Origin of the sequence: Tindallia californiensis, assembly GCF_900107405.1 — a bacterium.
In the GTDB taxonomy this organism is placed as follows: domain Bacteria; phylum Bacillota; class Clostridia; order Peptostreptococcales; family Tindalliaceae; genus Tindallia; species Tindallia californiensis.
On the sequence record NZ_FNPV01000005.1, the window covers coordinates 301,721 to 318,271 of the forward strand.

At 36.9% G+C, this 16,551-nt stretch carries 16 protein-coding genes; 1 reads left to right on the plus strand and 15 read right to left on the minus strand.

Translation table 11 applies throughout. The features are described from left to right. Positions 1-17: 17 nt before the first annotated feature. From BLV55_RS09065 to BLV55_RS09135, 15 genes are all read right to left on the minus strand, one after another. Complete coding sequence (locus tag BLV55_RS09065) at positions 18-698, minus strand: helix-turn-helix domain-containing protein (RefSeq protein ID WP_093313573.1); 681 nt, start codon at positions 696-698, stop codon at positions 18-20. Positions 699-1,147: 449 nt separating this feature from the next. Beyond that, complete coding sequence (locus BLV55_RS09070; RefSeq protein WP_093313645.1) at positions 1,148-1,360, minus strand: DUF3006 domain-containing protein; 213 nt, start codon at positions 1,358-1,360, stop codon at positions 1,148-1,150. Positions 1,361-1,602: 242 nt separating this feature from the next. Further along, complete coding sequence (locus tag BLV55_RS09075; RefSeq protein WP_093313575.1) at positions 1,603-2,823, minus strand: MBL fold metallo-hydrolase; 1,221 nt, start codon at positions 2,821-2,823, stop codon at positions 1,603-1,605. Between the two features lie 11 nt (positions 2,824-2,834). After that, positions 2,835-3,089: a hypothetical protein gene (locus BLV55_RS09080; RefSeq protein WP_093313577.1), complete on the minus strand. Its 255-nt coding sequence runs from the start codon at positions 3,087-3,089 to the stop codon at positions 2,835-2,837. Positions 3,090-3,115: 26 nt separating this feature from the next. After that, a complete protein-coding gene (locus BLV55_RS09085) occupies positions 3,116-3,421 on the minus strand; it encodes a hypothetical protein (protein WP_093313579.1) in 306 nt (101 codons plus the stop codon). Positions 3,422-3,648: 227 nt separating this feature from the next. Beyond that, positions 3,649-4,401 carry a hypothetical protein gene (locus BLV55_RS09090; protein WP_093313581.1) on the minus strand — a complete coding sequence of 251 codons (753 nt, stop codon included), beginning with the start codon at positions 4,399-4,401 and terminating at the stop codon, positions 3,649-3,651. 193 nt (positions 4,402-4,594) lie between these two features. Then, positions 4,595-6,415: an RNA-directed DNA polymerase gene (locus tag BLV55_RS09095; protein WP_093313583.1), complete on the minus strand. Its 1,821-nt coding sequence runs from the start codon at positions 6,413-6,415 to the stop codon at positions 4,595-4,597. 162 nt (positions 6,416-6,577) lie between these two features. Continuing rightward, positions 6,578-7,405, minus strand: coding sequence for a hypothetical protein (locus BLV55_RS09100; protein ID WP_093313585.1), 828 nt, complete (start codon positions 7,403-7,405; stop codon positions 6,578-6,580). Next, entirely contained in the window at positions 7,405-7,854 is a 450-nt protein-coding gene (locus tag BLV55_RS09105; RefSeq protein ID WP_093313587.1) for a hypothetical protein, read from the minus strand. The genes BLV55_RS09100 and BLV55_RS09105 overlap by 1 nt, the downstream gene beginning before the upstream one ends. A gap of 331 nt (positions 7,855-8,185) precedes the next feature. Continuing rightward, a complete protein-coding gene (locus BLV55_RS15015; RefSeq protein ID WP_242870082.1) occupies positions 8,186-8,359 on the minus strand; it encodes a DUF4357 domain-containing protein in 174 nt (57 codons plus the stop codon). 117 nt (positions 8,360-8,476) lie between these two features. Beyond that, the gene (locus BLV55_RS09115) at positions 8,477-9,058 is read right to left on the minus strand and encodes a YbjQ family protein (RefSeq protein WP_093313591.1); all 582 of its coding nucleotides are present in this window, start codon (positions 9,056-9,058) and stop codon (positions 8,477-8,479) included. A 113-nt stretch (positions 9,059-9,171) separates the two neighbouring features. After that, positions 9,172-12,270 carry a type I restriction endonuclease subunit R gene (locus BLV55_RS09120; protein ID WP_093313593.1) on the minus strand — a complete coding sequence of 1,033 codons (3,099 nt, stop codon included), beginning with the start codon at positions 12,268-12,270 and terminating at the stop codon, positions 9,172-9,174. Between the two features lie 29 nt (positions 12,271-12,299). Further along, positions 12,300-13,460: an AAA family ATPase gene (locus BLV55_RS09125; RefSeq protein WP_093313595.1), complete on the minus strand. Its 1,161-nt coding sequence runs from the start codon at positions 13,458-13,460 to the stop codon at positions 12,300-12,302. Position 13,461: 1 nt separating this feature from the next. Beyond that, positions 13,462-14,637, minus strand: coding sequence for a restriction endonuclease subunit S (locus BLV55_RS09130; protein WP_093313597.1), 1,176 nt, complete (start codon positions 14,635-14,637; stop codon positions 13,462-13,464). Further along, a complete protein-coding gene (locus BLV55_RS09135) occupies positions 14,634-16,181 on the minus strand; it encodes a type I restriction-modification system subunit M (RefSeq protein ID WP_093313599.1) in 1,548 nt (515 codons plus the stop codon). The genes BLV55_RS09130 and BLV55_RS09135 overlap by 4 nt, the downstream gene beginning before the upstream one ends. A 175-nt stretch (positions 16,182-16,356) precedes the next feature. Here BLV55_RS09135 and BLV55_RS14710 point away from each other — a divergent pair. Further along, the coding region (locus BLV55_RS14710; RefSeq protein ID WP_330386600.1) for a hypothetical protein at positions 16,357-16,551 on the plus strand (195 nt) is incomplete at its 3' end.

The following is a 16,551-nucleotide window of genomic DNA, read 5'->3' on the forward strand; positions in this document are numbered from 1 at the left end:
CCTCTCTTTCGAGGTTTTTAGTAAATAATCACAAGCCTTTTAACACCTAAGATTTCTACTTCCTCACCATTACTTTCTCCATTTTTCACCAACAGCGCCTCATTGCCGGATGCGTCTCCAGGTTTCAGGTTGTAAGACTTTTCATTAATTTCCTCATACACCATTATTCTCGGGTAGCCGCCGATCAGAGCCACCACCACATCGCCGCTTTTAGGTTCCTGGTTTTTTCGTATTAAAACGGCGTCATTTTTGAGTATGCGGTAGTCGCTCATCGTATTATCCGGTGCTGACAGAAAGATATAATCTTCCGATCGACCAACATCCGCATACTCATATCGCATGGGGTCATTCGCCATAAAAAACTCACTCCTGTTCTTGTACTTAACATTAGCTGTCATTACGGGTATTTTTTTTATGTCGCGCATTTCTCCTGGGTTTCCTTTTACCTCCTGTATGAAGTTGACAATTGGCACCTCGTAAACTTCAGATGCATCCTGTAAGAAACCTAGCGGAGCAGTAGTTCTTCCTGTTTCATAGCTAGACAGATTGGATACACCAACACCAAGCTTTTTAGCTGCTTCAGCCTGAGTTAATTCGTTATTTAGTCTGGCTTTCTTTAATCTATCACCGAGAGCCTTTCTTTCTTTTTGCGCCTGTAGAACTTTCGGAGAAACTTTTTTCTTTCCATCCGTTAGCATTTTTTGCCTCCTTTTCCGGAACCCTATCTTTAGTATAGGGCATATATCCTATGAAGTAAATAAAAATATCTACAATTTGTGTTTTTTAATCCACAAATTAAAGAATATTTCTTTTATTTGTGCGTGCATTTCCTTTTTTTGTGTATTGTGTATGCAAAAAAAGATGGGGAATATCGATTTAATTAACCGATCATAATCTGATTGGCAATAATCACTACCACTGATGAATATTCAAAAATCACTATTCATCACGACTGAAATACTCCTAGCGGTCTATAATCAAATTCCTTGCCCTCCCTATAGAAAAAGAAGGGCTACAGAGGAGTGTTCTCGTGCCCTTCTTTTGAAATAACTTATTCAGAAGTCAAATTTGACTTCATTTAATAAACATGAGCTTCTTCGCCTGTATTTTTTGTATTAGGAAACAATCTATTAACGTGTGTATCCATTTATTCAGTATCACTCTCTTCCCACAATTCATTCAGCAGTCTTTCAATCCGTTTTTTTCTTTGTTCTGTAGCTTTTTCATCAATCTCAATAGTAATAACATCCCCTTCATTTGCTAGCTTTGGCAAAGCCTCCTTAGGTATATCAGCAAATGTTCCATCATCTAATTCTACAACCGCATAATCCCCTTCAAGCCTATCTATGATCATTTTCATATACACTTTCCACATCCTTTGTACATATACTACACTTTATTATACACGAATTTTTCCTTTTATGTAGAAAAAATACTAACATATCGTAATTTTGTGTATAGAAACTGTTTTTTTAATGTCGAATATTCTATAATGTCACCCTGTGTTAGGATAGTTGTCATAGCCTTCCAACTTCTGTGACTTTAGAAATAGAAAGAACGCCTTTCCAAGGAGTACCTTAGTGGCGTCTTTCACTGTTCCAATTAGGGATTGCACCGCTGACACGGACGTTGTCCTGCCTCTATGGCTTCGTTCCGGTTATCAAAATAAATTCGATTATGCTCTGCCGGAAGTGAGTTGCAGTCCGGTGTATGGAAAACATCTGAGTTTACATTGCCGATATAACCCTCTTCAGACGGCTTGGCCACAAGCGGATCTTCGGTTTCATCGATCTTCACTTTCGCTTTTTCCTCTTCCTGCGTCCATTCTTCGGAGAAGTCTGTTACTGGATGGGTATCAAATTGCCAGTTCTCACCGTCACTCACCGCAATAATAGTGCCCTGTAGATCTGTTCGATAGATCTCGATGTTTCGTTCCTGTAACCGTTGAATCACTTCTTGATGGGGATGTCCATAACGATTATCGTGGCCGGCAGAGATCACACCATAATCAGGATCTACAGCTTGCAAGAATTCTGGAATGCTGGATGAATTGCTTCCGTGATGGGCTACCCGTAACAAATTAGCCATCAGCTCCATGCCACTGTTAACCATTTCCAGCTCTGCTTGTCTTTCAGCGTCTCCAGTGATAACAAGGCCATTAGCGCCGTGAACTATCCGGATGCTGGTAGAGTAATCATTAAGGTTATCGTAGTTCTCACCACGAGGTCCGATCATCATGGTTTCCAGTACGGGATCAAGTTCCAGATCAATCTCAGCTTTAGCAGTTTTGATGCGTAAGCCTTTATCTTCAATGGCCAATAGTAATCGTTCAAAAGTTTGTGTGGTATGGCTGACCTTCGGCATGTATAGAGAACCGATGTCAAAAGCCTGAATCACTTCAGGGCCACCACCGATATGGTCTGCATGTGGGTGGGTGAAGATCAGAACATCCACAGTGTCTATGCCAAGGGCCTTCAGGTAGCCGACTACATGATCTCCCTGGCCGTTGTCACCAGCATCCATTAAAAGGTTTTTACCACTTGGCGTTTGAATCAGGGTAGCATCACCTTGGCCAACATCGATGAAGTGGACAGTGAGGGTTCCTTCGGATTCTGACGCTACATTATTTGTCGCTTCCTGTTCTTCTTTCTGCTGGCTTCTCGCTTCTTCTTCGGCATCTGACTCTGTTACACTTTCTTCCGCTGGGGGTGAAGACGTCGTACCTTCAACATCACTTGAGCATCCCGTAAAAAGTGAAAAGATCAAGATTGCAGCAAAAATTAGCAACCAATTGTTATTGAAATAACTCTTTTGAAATGACATTTAGTTCGCTCCTATTCCTTGATTAAAGTAGAAATAACAGTTTGAATAATTTTACTAGATAAATCATCTTCAGATGAATACTTAAACTGAATCTGTTTGTTATCATAGATGTATTCATTCCGGACAAAATTACCTAACCCAAAATGAAGTTCAGTGGGATCGGGATTATTTCGGATACTTTCTTTGTCCGATTCTGACAACTGACCAATACAGTTAAATGCAGCATGTTTAATAAATTCTTCTTTTGAAATGAATTGCAGCGTCATGGATAAAATACTCCTTCTTCAATACTCTAAAGTATATAGTTGGATAAAATAAGAGAAGCAAAGATAATGAAGCCACCGGATACGGCTGTAACAATCAGTCCTTTCAAAAACTGACCAATGGCGCCGCGGCGATAGATCTGATAATAATAAGTAAATGCTGCATAAGTTCCCACTCCAGCAAATAATGGCAATAGCATTGGAGTAAAATCAACATCTATGAGTCTACTCAAATATATTACATAAAGAGATGCTGCAATGATCACTCCTGTGGAAATATGAAGGACCATATATGTATAGGTGGTATCTAGTTTTTGAATGATTGCTTCTTTCATGTGTGCTTTCTCCCAGTTTTTGTTTTTTTAACATCTCAGAATTAGAAAAAATGACGACACTTTGTCAACAGTTCATTGTTAGTTAACCACAAACTATTCTATTTCAAAATTATTCATTTCGCCTAGCATTAGTGAACTCATGACGTGGACATCTTTCTAAATTACTCTCAGTTTCGAAAATTCGCTGTTAAGAAAAGGTCTTATTATCCCAATACAATACATTAAATCTAATTGCTTGGATTTTCAGCAAAGAAATCGATGAAGCTTCTTCCAAATTGGCTTAGTCGAATTCTTTCGTTCTTTCTGATTTTAGGTTTCTTAAGCTTATCCGAAACACTCTTCGCTTTGCCCTTTTCAAGCTCTTTTAGGAACTTCGAAAGCTCTAGGAGTGTCTCATATATCTCCTTTTGGTCTTTATCATATGACGAAATCAATAATCCTGATCTTAAAAGCTTATCTTTAATAAATCTATACTCGTCATATTCCAATGACAATTCATCAAGAAATTCCTGAAAATCACTCTCACAGTCTTCGGGAGAATTGCGATCATATTGCTTTAAGACTAGTATGTCTATCTTTCGCAGACTCTTAAGAACATCAAAGTATAATGCTGTATTATCGACGTCCTTAGCGTCGTTGATAAGATTCTTAATGCCATTAACAATATAAGGAATTTTTTCTTCATCTCTTTCTTCACTTACATAATCAACAATCATGTCGGAAAACTCACTACTAAATACAATCTTTCTTTCTTCTGATATGTCATCAAACTTAAGTTTCATGTCATTCAGCTGCACTTTTAATTCTAATAGAAGTCTGTTAATATTGCGCTCATATCGCTTCTGCTTAATGTTAGATATAACTGCTGTAAATCCGGGAATTATAGCTCCTGCCATACCTTCAAGAAACAATTCAGAAACCACCTTCACTGCTGGCTCACCATATATTTCAATAAGTTCAGATCTGTCATTCTTCTCCATAATTCACCCTCCAAACATCAATTTGAACACTAGTCACTTGCTTAATGTATGTTTCCTTACTTTTCTATGTTTGCAACGCACCTGAGCCGACTCTAAAAGATAGACATTATTGAAGAAACTCCTCTAAGGTGAACAGAGGTGGTGCTGAAACTATCTCAAAAGGTGCTTCCAACACCTTTATGCAAACGCTTTGTCACGGGAGGTGTTTTAGAATTATCCCTTTTAGTTTATCTTTATAAATTTTATCGTTAACTAAAGCATCAACTTCAAGAAAGAGATTTCTTCTTTCAGTAATTGATAGAGAATCATTTGCTATAACATTATATGCAATTATAAATTTAGATAGTGGATACGGCTTGTTTTCACCTATCTTAGTCAAATACATTTTATCTACAGATGCCATAGGAAGACTTTTTCTTAAATCACTCAAATTAGATATAACTCTTAATGCATCTAATTGCCCAGATTTTGTAATTTCGTCAATAATTCTATTTTTAGTATCGATGTCATTAATAATCAAGGGTGTTACTGCAGCTACTTGCCTAGCAACAAAAGAGTGGTTTTTCCATTTCGTCGAATTTTTGTTAATAATATCAATTAAATCATTTTCATTACCATATTTTGAAATTATCCATATTGCACCAATAAAGCTCGTTGGGCATCTTGATGATATTATTTTAGCTACACTTACAAATTCCGCCCTATATTTGGATTTGTGTGAAATTTCCCATTCTACAAAGCATTTACACACTGAAAATGTTGACACATCATCAATACAATGATCGCTTAATAAAAATTCTTTTAGTTGTTTAAATCTTCTTTTGCTAAATCCTAAGATTGTATAGTATCTAACAATCGAGATTCTCAACCCTGGCTTACTATTCAACTGCTCTGATACATACTTTGTTAAAAAATCATCTTCAACATATCCAGCCATAGAGTAATATCTAGCAAAAACTTTCTCCCATCTACCTATACGTTTTTTCTTAAGAAAGTTTTTAAACCTCTTCTTTAAAAGCATTCTTTCATGAGAGATGCTCCTACTAGATGATTTTTTCCTCTCGATAGAATTTTTTAAAACAGTTAAATATCTATTTTCATCTGGTAAAAAGTACTCCTTTGCTTGTTCAGAACTGAGAATTTCTGTTTTTCCAAGGTTTAATCTTATGCCTCGTGTTAGTAACAACTCATCAAGATCACTTAGTATTTTCTTTCCTCTATCAACATTGTCAGTTGGGAAGTCGATGTCATCCATCCACCTTACGAATTCACCTTCCGTCTGTCCATCCATGTAGCGATCAATTTCAAAAAGCAAGGCATGCGCAAGCAATCTAGGTGCATCAAAATTAATCTGTGGTAAGCCAACACCTGTCAAAGGTAAATAATCAGGTCTCCAGACTAGCGATTCTAGTAGTAAAAACATTAAATCTATTAAACTTTCTGAAAATTTATCAAGGCTAGAAACTATATTTCTAAGGTGCCTGAATGAAATGTTATCAAAATAGTTTGCAATATCTGTGATTACAATATAATTATAACTGGTACTAAATTCATAAATTCTTTTTTGAAACTCTGGCCACAACTCCAACCAAGTGTATGGAAAACTCTCATCTATATTAGCCTCAGACTTAAAACCTGTATGGCTTCTACTATAGTATGCTCGCTTAGATGGTTCATTCGCCTTAATATCTGGAGCTAACTCCTCAACAATGGTTTGTAATACCAATGCATCTTCAGGTGAGGGTATCGGCAGATGTCTGCATACCCCATGTTTTTTCTCCATCTTTATAATATAATTATTTTTAGTTTTATAATCTCCCTCGATTATCTGATTAATTAAACTATCGGCTATTTCATCGTGATACCTATGAAAGTCAAGGTAATCATGTAAATCTAATACACTTTGACTTCTTAACCCTTGTCTTACATAATTTTTCCAAGCATTTTTAATGTTCGGTTTCGTAAATACATTCTTAAACTCTTTTCCTCTTTCTACTTGCCTAGGTGTATTCATAAATTATTCCTCCATAGGTTTCCCATAACGTTTGCCATTTGAGACGTCGATGATTAGGACCCTTAAGAAATACCCGTGAGCGGCGTAAGCCCGATGAATCGATGTGGGCAGGAAGACCCGTAAACATGCCCTTTACTTAAATGGACTTGTTATGCGCAGTATCTAACGGAAGTTCTCCATAAACTTCCTGGTCACTTCAATTAATTCTTCTGAATTAGTTATAATTAACCGAGAAGTCTTAATTGCTGTAGGCAAATTCTTGATGAACGAACCAATTCCTCTTAACGCCTTTTTGATCTTTACCACTTTCGGTTCAGAAGCGTTCACATTTTCAGTAATCGTATCTAAGTCGTCCAGAAATTCTTCTGCCGACGCATCTTCACAACCTGATTCTTCCACTGAAACTTTCAAAGATGAGACTAATTCATTAATTCTCTCCACTTCATTTATAATATGCTCATTCGACAAATTGATATTGCCAGATGCAATATTAGCAGTTCCGTAATTCTTATCTATGTACTGATTAATATTGGTCCCTGTATTGTTTTTCTGTTCTTTAGTCATAATATCCATAGATATCCTATCAATAATAAGATCCACTAGGGGTTTGATTAGCTTCTCAACAAAGTTGCGTACAATATCATTCCATTGATTGCTAGAACATCTGTACTTACTTGCTTCACCTCGAATGTCTCTATCCTGCTCTGTCAGTTCATATAAATAGTCCAATATTGCCTTTATATGAGTTCTGCGATCAACAGGATAATTGAAATGATTCCTTCCACCATCACTGATTATAAATTCAGACTTGTAGTCTATCTCTGTGCCACGAATCTCAACTTCAATAATTCCTTGAATGTATTCACAACCTTCTATATAGTGACGCAACCTGATTAGATGCAAGTTACCTTCATCGTATTTTGCCCTTAGAGCATTTGAAGACAATCTTCTAAATTCCATACTTGTCTTTCTTAATTCGTTTAATTCCATCAAATATCCACCCCACAATACGAGCAAAACACTTTAGATTTTCCTGCACAGTATAATACTTTAACATGCCTGTTACATGAAGCGCACTCAAATTCCTCTTCAGCACTATCTTCAGTTCTAATCTCTTGAACATTTATCTTCTTAAGCGGTTTCCACTTCATCTTGATGAATTTAGACTTTTTCATTTTCTTGGACATACCACCGAAAGCCTTATTCAACTCATCATACATATAGTTCATTGCAAGTTCCTTAGCATATTCAATTGCTTCACGAGTATAGAAATTACTCATTTCGTCCACCAAGCCACAATAGGGACAAAAAATCTCATTATAATATTCCTCTTCATTTTGGATTTCACCCGCCATAAGCCTAAACTCAGACTCACAATACGGGCATTCAAACTGCACATAACCTTCTGAATCACCTTCAATGCTAAATTCAAAATCCATCTGGTTTCCTCCTTAACTTAGTTGAATATTGCGTATAACCCCCTTATTCACGAAAATCTTCACCATACATTCAAATTAGAATTTTTTGCGAACTGATCCTCCAACACTGCCAATGACCATTTGAAGCTATATGATACACACCAATTTAAGGCTTTTATGCTTCACCACGGACATCCTCCTGACTCTAAAATAGATTTAGCGGCGTTACACAATCTTGAAGGGGATTCTACATATTCAAGAAAACAATTTATTGATATCCAGTTGTAAACAATAAGATGAAACTACTCATTAGTTACCAATTAGCATCATAGCTCTATAAAACTTTTTCTCATTAACTCTGACTCTCTATATCCTTCAACGTCTTACCGTCTTCCATTTTCCACATGGTTAAGCTATTCGCACTGCCGCATACCACAAAGCTTGCAGCAGTGGATGGGCTACTAAAGATAGTATCTTCAAGAAGAACATAATCACTATTAATTCTTTCAGAAAATTTCTCTCTCAATCGACTGATCGCATCCCGGACAGCTTTTGGGGTACATAAGCTTTAATAATCACCCAGGCGCTGGAATCAGAGCTTATTTAAAAAATCATCATCAATACCACACTAAAACTTATTAAGCTACTCAATTTCGGTTATTTCTACAGCTGTTCCACTAACAATGATTCCCAGCAATTCGCCACCGAACATTGTGTAATCTAAATCAACTCCCACTATTGCATTAGCTCCCCTTTCAGCAGCTTGCATCATAATTTCTTCCATAACTATTTTTTTTGCACTTTTGAGCTTTCCCCTTAAAGCAGCTGATTCTGTACCAGCTAAGTTAGCCACTGTTGCGGATAGTCCGCGAAAAATCCCCATTCCCAGAACAGTTTCTGCACTAATAAAGCCCAGGTATTCGTTGATCTTATACCCCTCAAAGTGATATCCAGAAGTGACTATCATGTTTTGTAAAAGATCTCTTATAGTTTCCCGTTCACTTCTATATTCAGAATTCTTGAGACCACTTTTTTGATCAATATGTGAAATATCAAAATCTGGTGCATTCTGGATGTTCATCATTTGAGTGTGAGAATATTTTGCTTCCTTTTGATTCGGATAGTTTTTTACGATATCTTCGTATATCCCATAGGCGGCAATAAGATCACCCTTGGTGTAATGAAGTTCATACGCTCTTTCATAAAGTTTCTGCGAGTCTTCCAAAATAATCCCTCCCTTACAACTCTATCTTGTTCCAGTTGAATAAACGCTGACCATATAGGCCTAAACTTGATCTCGATACTGCCGTTCCAGTAAATGATCCGAGACACCACTTATTATACTTTCCCTCCTACCCCTTTAAACTTATCTACAAAGGCAGCGATTTTCTGGAAAACACTCTGCTTCTTTGTTAGAAATTGAGGATTGAGCGGGCTCATTTTAGGAAGAATTGAATTTAACTCCGTTCCATTCTCAGTTGCATATTCTCTTTTCAATGAACTCATAATGTATCTTTTAGCAGCATCTTCATTCAGTTTTTCTGAATTGATTAATGCTTCTGCTTCCCGTCTTTGTTCAGCTTGAGCAAAGTTGAAGAAAGCGTCTATAATACTGGCCTTATCTTGATAGATGTCTAAGTCTGTTTCATTGATAAATTCTACCACTAAGCTTTCTTTTGCACGGTTCCCCACACTGGAACGAATGACACGTCTAACATCTTCCACCAGCGCATCCTTATCCTTTACTTTTTTGTTCTTCTCAAAAATAAGTTCAAGAATATAGTCCAGGTTGATTTCCTGGGATTTCAGAAGGTCTACTTCAAATACAACATCATCCCAATCGATGGAGTCACCATCTTCTTCTTTCCCTTCTTTTTCACGTCGAAGCCAGTCACGGATATCATTATAGGATGAACGGTAATCCTGAATAGCTCTTTCTTCCGGTACTTGGATCTCTTTCATGGTTGCTATTTCTTCATCACTTAGGTGGTATGTTGATTTGAAATTCTCCAGTGCATCCGGATCAGTTGTGTCTACATGCTGCAAAGCTTTCAACCCTGTAAATTCATCATAATTCTGCAGGATGTTTTCAATTCGCAAATACTCCCCAAAGAGTTTTGAAAACTCTTTTTTATCCTTTTCAGTAGCAATATCTTCAACATTTGGGAAACGCTCTTTCAATTCTTTTACTACTTCCACATATCCACGGCGAGCTTCACCGGTTGCGACATCAGTGAACCCTTCCATATACTCTCGATAGCTTTTTTCAAGTACGACATTCTTCGTATTCTTATCCCCAAATAGAGTAATGGCATCAATAGTGGGTTGTTCCAAGTCCCTAAATGTAACGATATTCCCAAAAGTTTTGGTAGAGTCATAAATACGGTTTGTTCTGGAAAAAGCCTGTATTAAACCATGAAACCGAAGGTTTTTATCAACAAACAACGTATTAAGAGCAGGCGCGTCAAATCCTGTTAAAAACATACCTACAACGATTAATAGATCAATTTCTTTGTTTTTTACTCGTTTAGCAAGATCACGATAATAGTTTTGGAATTCAGCACTTTCGACTGAATAAGTAGTTTTGAACATAGCATTATAATCTTTAATGGCCAAACTAAGGAACTCTTTGGCGCTGCTATCCATTGCCGAGGGTTCAAAGGTTTCGTCCAGTATTTCCCCGATAGCGCTTTGTTCTTCATTAGAGGCAAAAGAAAAAATCGTAGCAATCTTAAGCGGTCGTTCCATTCCCTTTTGCAACGTATTTAATGATTCATAAAAAAGTTTCGCTGCATCAACGCTACTCACTGCAAACATAGCATTAAATCCTTTTCCGGCAGCGTTTAGCCGGTGAGTCTTTACTCTGAAGTTATCAAGAATATATTGAGATATTTCTTTGATCCGTTCAGGATGTAGTAAAGCTTCTTTGTTCTCAGCAGCCGAAAGCTTTTTCTCGTCCTGTTCTGTTTCAATCATTTTGAACTTGGGGCGAACGTCATTATAATCCACTTTGAATTTTAAGACTTTTTCATCCCGAATGGCATCAGTAATGACGTAGGAGTGCAGTTCCCGACCAAAGACAGTAGCCGTCGTTTCAGAACCTAAAGCGTTCTCCGGAAAAATAGGGGTACCGGTAAACCCGAACTGATAGATCTTCTTGAACTTTTTCTTGATATTTTTTTGCGCTTCTCCAAACTGGGAACGGTGCGCTTCATCAAAAATGAATACAACCTGTTTGCAATATACGTCTAAATCAGCTTCTCCTTTTATCAGGTTGTTCAGTTTTTGTATGGTGGTGACAATGATTTTATTATCATCTTTTTCGATGTTGCGTTTTAAGCCTGCGGTGCTATCCGAACCGTTCACGCTATCCGGTGAAAAACGCTGGTATTCTTTCATTGTCTGATAATCTAAATCTTTCCTGTCTACAACAAAAAACACCTTATCAATAAAGTCCAGTTCCGTGGCTAATCGAGCTGCTTTAAAGCTGGTAAGGGTTTTTCCTGAACCGGTTGTATGCCAGATAAACCCGCCACTTTCAGCACTCTTCCATTTCTTAGCCTGGTAGGCACTCTTTATTTTCCATAAGATTCTTTCGGTAGCGGCAATTTGATACGGTCGCATAATCAGCAAGTTATCATCCACATCAAAAACAGAATACTTAAGCAGGATATTCAGCAGCGTGTTTTTCTGAAAAAAAGTGGCCGTAAAATCTTTCAAATCTTTGATCAGGGTGTTATCGGACTTTGCCCAGTTCATTGTAAAATCATAGCTGTTCTTATCACGTTTCGTTGTATTCGCAAAGTACCGGCTATCAGTGCCATTGGAAATGACAAAGATCTGTAAATACTTAAATAAAGAGTTGTCTGAGTTAAAACTCTCCTTGCTGTATCGATGAACCTGATTAAAGGCCTCTCGAATGGCAATGCCACGCTTTTTCAGCTCTACTTGCACCAAGGGTAAGCCATTGACCAGAATCGTCACATCGTACCGATTAGCATGTGTCCCCTTCTGTTCAAATTGAGAAATCACCTGTAATTTGTTTCTGGCAATATTCTTTTTATCTACCAGATAAATGTTTTGAATGCGTCCGTTATCAAAGACAAAATCATAAATATAATCATTATGGATTTTGCGGGTCTTCTCAATATGGTTGTCGCTGGGCTTATCTAAAAACTGCTCACAAAACCTGGCCCACTCAGCATCTGTGAATTGAACTTTGTTAAGGTCTTGAAGTAGCACCCTAATATTGGCAAACATTTTCTCAGGAGTATTCAGACCTGGCAAAAACTCATATCCCTGATTAACTAAATCCTGTATCAGCTCCCTTTCCAAGTCTGCTTCCGTTTGGTAGCTGGCTCCTTTTTGGTCTATCTTGGTGTACTTATCTAAGACGATAAAGTTGTTAGATTCAGCGATGGGTTTGAAGTTGCTCATTCTTTTCCCCCTTAAATATTTATTTTAGGTTACTTGAATCGGTACGCTTCTTGAATGTTATTCATTAAGTACTTTAATACACGTTTATCATCATCTGTCAGTTCAATCGACTCGTCTCCTGAATGCTTTGAATGACTAGATATATTAATAATTCTTGTCTCATAAGGATTAATACTCCCATTTCCACTTTTAGGCAGAAGTTCTCCCCAGTTGTCGTAACCCAAAAAAGTTGATGTCTTTTCCAAAATATTTCTAAAAAAATTAAAATGATATTTTTTAAGCTGACCTGTTTCAATCGCCTTTTCAATTTCAGCCTTTACGAAAAGATGATAAGAAAAAGGAGAATCATTGCTTTGAGGAATTAATCGATATTCATTGTTTTCATGTTTTTTGAGAAAAAATTTATTAAATGTACTCTTCTTAAACTCATTATGCAGCACATTATAAAAAAGTGGATTATGTGTGGCTATGATAAATTTTAGATCGGATTCGCTGGATTTAACTAATTGTGCCAAATTTACTGCTACCTCAATCAAGTGGTTGTCATCTAATGAACTAACAGGGTCATCTATAAAAACATATTCCAGCTGGTCAAACTGATTTGTTTCCCTATCTGTTGGTTCTGGTGTTTTCAATATATCAATAACTTGTTCAAGCAGAGAATAAAAAATACACCAAACAAAGTTGCTTTCCTCTCCCTTTGAGATTTTTATATTATGTGAGTGTTCATCATTGCCACGCTCATACGAGAAGGTTACTTCTGTAAAAGCTGGGATTGTAGTCTTTTTTCCATCCTTATTTTGAATAGTATATTCTTCATTGAAATGCGGCGTTAGTTTTTCATCGGTATAATGTTGAAAATTAGATATAATATTTCCGTCTTGCCCTTGCTCCTCAAAAATCCATCTTGTAAATGAGTTGGGATGGATTTTAAGTTTTGGTTCAGCATCAAACTCTAAATCGTTGTCCCAATAAAATAAATCTTCTGTAAAGGCATTGTAATAAAGAATTTTTCTACTAACTATCTCTGATTCCTCTAAATCTATCTCTTTATCAATTTTGGCGTTAATTAACAATTTGAACTCCCGGGAAAGCCTAGTTTTACCAGTCCCATTAAAAGCATAAATCAGTTGTGCTTTTTTATTATTGTCTTTTAATTGTTGTGCGATTTCAGTTAATGAAGCACCCATATTATCTATCTACCTCCTTGTTGGGAAAGCTAAGAAGCAAGTCGCGGTAATACTCATATTGTTTTTGGCGAAGCTCTATTTCACGGGGTAGACCTTCTGAGATTGAAGTAGTTAATGTGTCGAATTTGTCTAAACTAGAAACGATGCGCTCTTGTTTTTCTAGGGGTGGGATGGGTATATGATAGCTTTTTATAATACCTGAGTTCAAGTCAGAACGCGCCCCTTGCCCAAGATACTTTAATTGTTCATATTGACTACTTACCCAGTGGAAAACATATCGATAGTTTGCTTGTTCTGGATCTATTTCTAAACAACAACAATGTTGATTTGTAGTCAAGGGTATTTTATTGATAGCTGATCTTCCCGCTGTCGCTCCAGAAATTGCTACAATAACACAGTTTTTAGGTATCCATTTTGCGGATGAATTTTTTAACGCAGCGGGAGTGATGCGCATTTCTGTATCATAAATCTCTGCAAAACGAACTTCCTGTGTTCGAAGCCAAGGAATATCACCACCATAATATTCAGGGTTATTTGCTTTAGGTGTACCTCCAGAATAACTTTTATTCGAAACCTCCCCCAACGTCTTCCACTCAACCTCACCATCTTCAAAGCTCAGCAATTTATCACGGTAATAAGTATATTGCTTTTTACGAGCTGTAAGCTCTGCTGTAAGCTCTGCTGTAAGCTCTGTGAAGGTGTCTAAAATGCGGACGATTTCTTCTTGTACTTTAAGGGGTGGAATTGGGATTAGTTTATAAGAATAATTACTAATCCATTGGCGTTTATGGTCTCCTTCAATTAACCCATTGGGCAATGTATTTAACCAATAATAAATATACTTTAATAAAGCTACAGATTCACTCTTCGAGGTTATCATCTTCATAGCTGATGACTTAGCTTTAAAATCAAAATCGACCCATTTGTTTGCTGTTGTGAAATCATCAAAAATAATAACAGGATTCTTCGATGCTTTATAAATACCATCAGTCTCATCTGTATATCCAAGTATGAAAGTTTTACCTGCTGTTAATACTGGTGTATCAAAGTTATCACTATATTTTTTCGATTTTACTAAATATCTTGTTGGTTGTTCATAATCAGCCACTTCTCCTAATAATTTCCATTCAACCTCAATTCCATCAAGCAATTTCTCCAAAAAGCTCGGCTTCATCATGACTCAATCACCTCAATAATCTCATCAATCTCCTCTCGAAGCTGATCTATTTTTGCTACAGTAGATTTTATTTCTTCATTCAGCTCATTTATATCAATGACTTCTCTGGTGTCTTTCGCTTCCACGTAGGAACTCACAGAAAGATTATAATCATTCTGAGCGATTACTTCATAATCAACCAATTTTGTAACGTGAGGGATATCTTCTTTGCTGTCAAACATTTGCATGATTTGCTCTATATGTTTATCCGTCAGTACATTGTTATTCGTCCCTTTTTTATAAAAATCTTCTCCACTGGCATCAATAAACTGGGTTTTATTGTCGTTCTTATGCTTAGAGAGAACCAAGATATTAACAGCGATTGTAGTCCCGAAAAAAAGGTTAGGCGCTAGCGAAATAACTGTTTCTACATAGTTGTTATCAATCAGATATTTTCTGATCTTCTGTTCCGCACCACCACGATAAAAAATCCCAGGAAAACAAATGATCGCAGCACGGCCTTTGCTCGATAAGTAACTAAGGGAATGAAGGACAAAGGCAAAATCAGCTTTCGATTTTGGCGCCAATACGCCTGCAGGGGCAAACCGTTCATCATTAATGAGGGTTGGATCATCACTGCCGATCCATTTGACGGAATAAGGTGGATTGGACACAATGGCATCAAAAGGTTTTTCATCTCCAAAGTGTGGGTTTAGAAGCGTATTTCCCAGAGCAATGTGAAACTTATCGTAGTTGACATTATGCAAAAACATATTCATACGAGCCAAATTGTACGTCGTGTGATTAATTTCTTGTCCATAAAAGCCATCTTCAATGATATTCGCATCAAACTGTTTTTTTGTTTTTAATAAAAGCGAGCCCGATCCAGCAGCAGGGTCGTAAACTTTGTTGATTGATGTTTGTTTATGTATTGCCAGTTGAGCGATCAGTTGGGATACGCACTGAGGGGTGAAAAACTCGCCTCCGGATTTTCCTGCATTAGCAGCGTAATTAGAAATTAAATACTCATAGGCATCGCCAAAAATATCGATATGATTATTTTCAAATTCGCCAAAGTGAATGCCTGCAACGCCTTTAATAACGGCAGCTAAACGAGTATTTTTATCTTTTACCGTATTTCCTAATCGGTTGCTTGTCGTGTCAAAGTCAGCGAATAAGCCTTTAATATCCTTTTCAGATGGATAACCATTGGCCGAACTTTCAATAGCTGAAAATATAGCTGCTAAATCTGTATTCAGGCTTTCATTTGTGTTGGCAGTTTTAGCAATGTTTTCGAACAGCTGGCTTGGATAGATGAAATATCCTTTTGTTTTTATAGCATCATCTTTAATTTCATCGGTTATGATATCATCCGGCAGTTCTGCATAATTTATGCTCTCATCCCCGCCTTCAATATAGCTGGAAAAGTTCTCACTAATATAGCGGTAAAAAAGCGTTCCTAATACATACTGTTTAAAGTCCCAACCGTCTACTGAGCCACGAACATCGTTAGCTATTTTCCAGATTTGAGATTGTAATGCTGCTCGTTGTGATGCGCTTGTCATTTTTATGCCTCCAGTTATTGAGTGGTAGTGTAAACTTAAACACTACTTTTTAGATTTACTTGCTTTATATTGCAAAGGTTTCAAAGTTTTTTTGTAATAAAAAACAATGACCCCCCATTTCTTGATATAATTGAAGTTCCTCAACAACAATTTCAATAAAGAAAGGTTGGTCATTGTGAACTCCATTATAACTCATTTACTTGTCTATATTCAATATCTTGAAAAAGAACTTTCTACTCTGCTACTCTTTATTTCGAAAAATATTCCACTCAGGCAGTGGCAGTTTGAGGATTCGAACTCTCCTAAGTACCACAAACTCAAGATTGATAAACTTCCACGGATCCTCAAATTTGAACAACAGGATTACCGT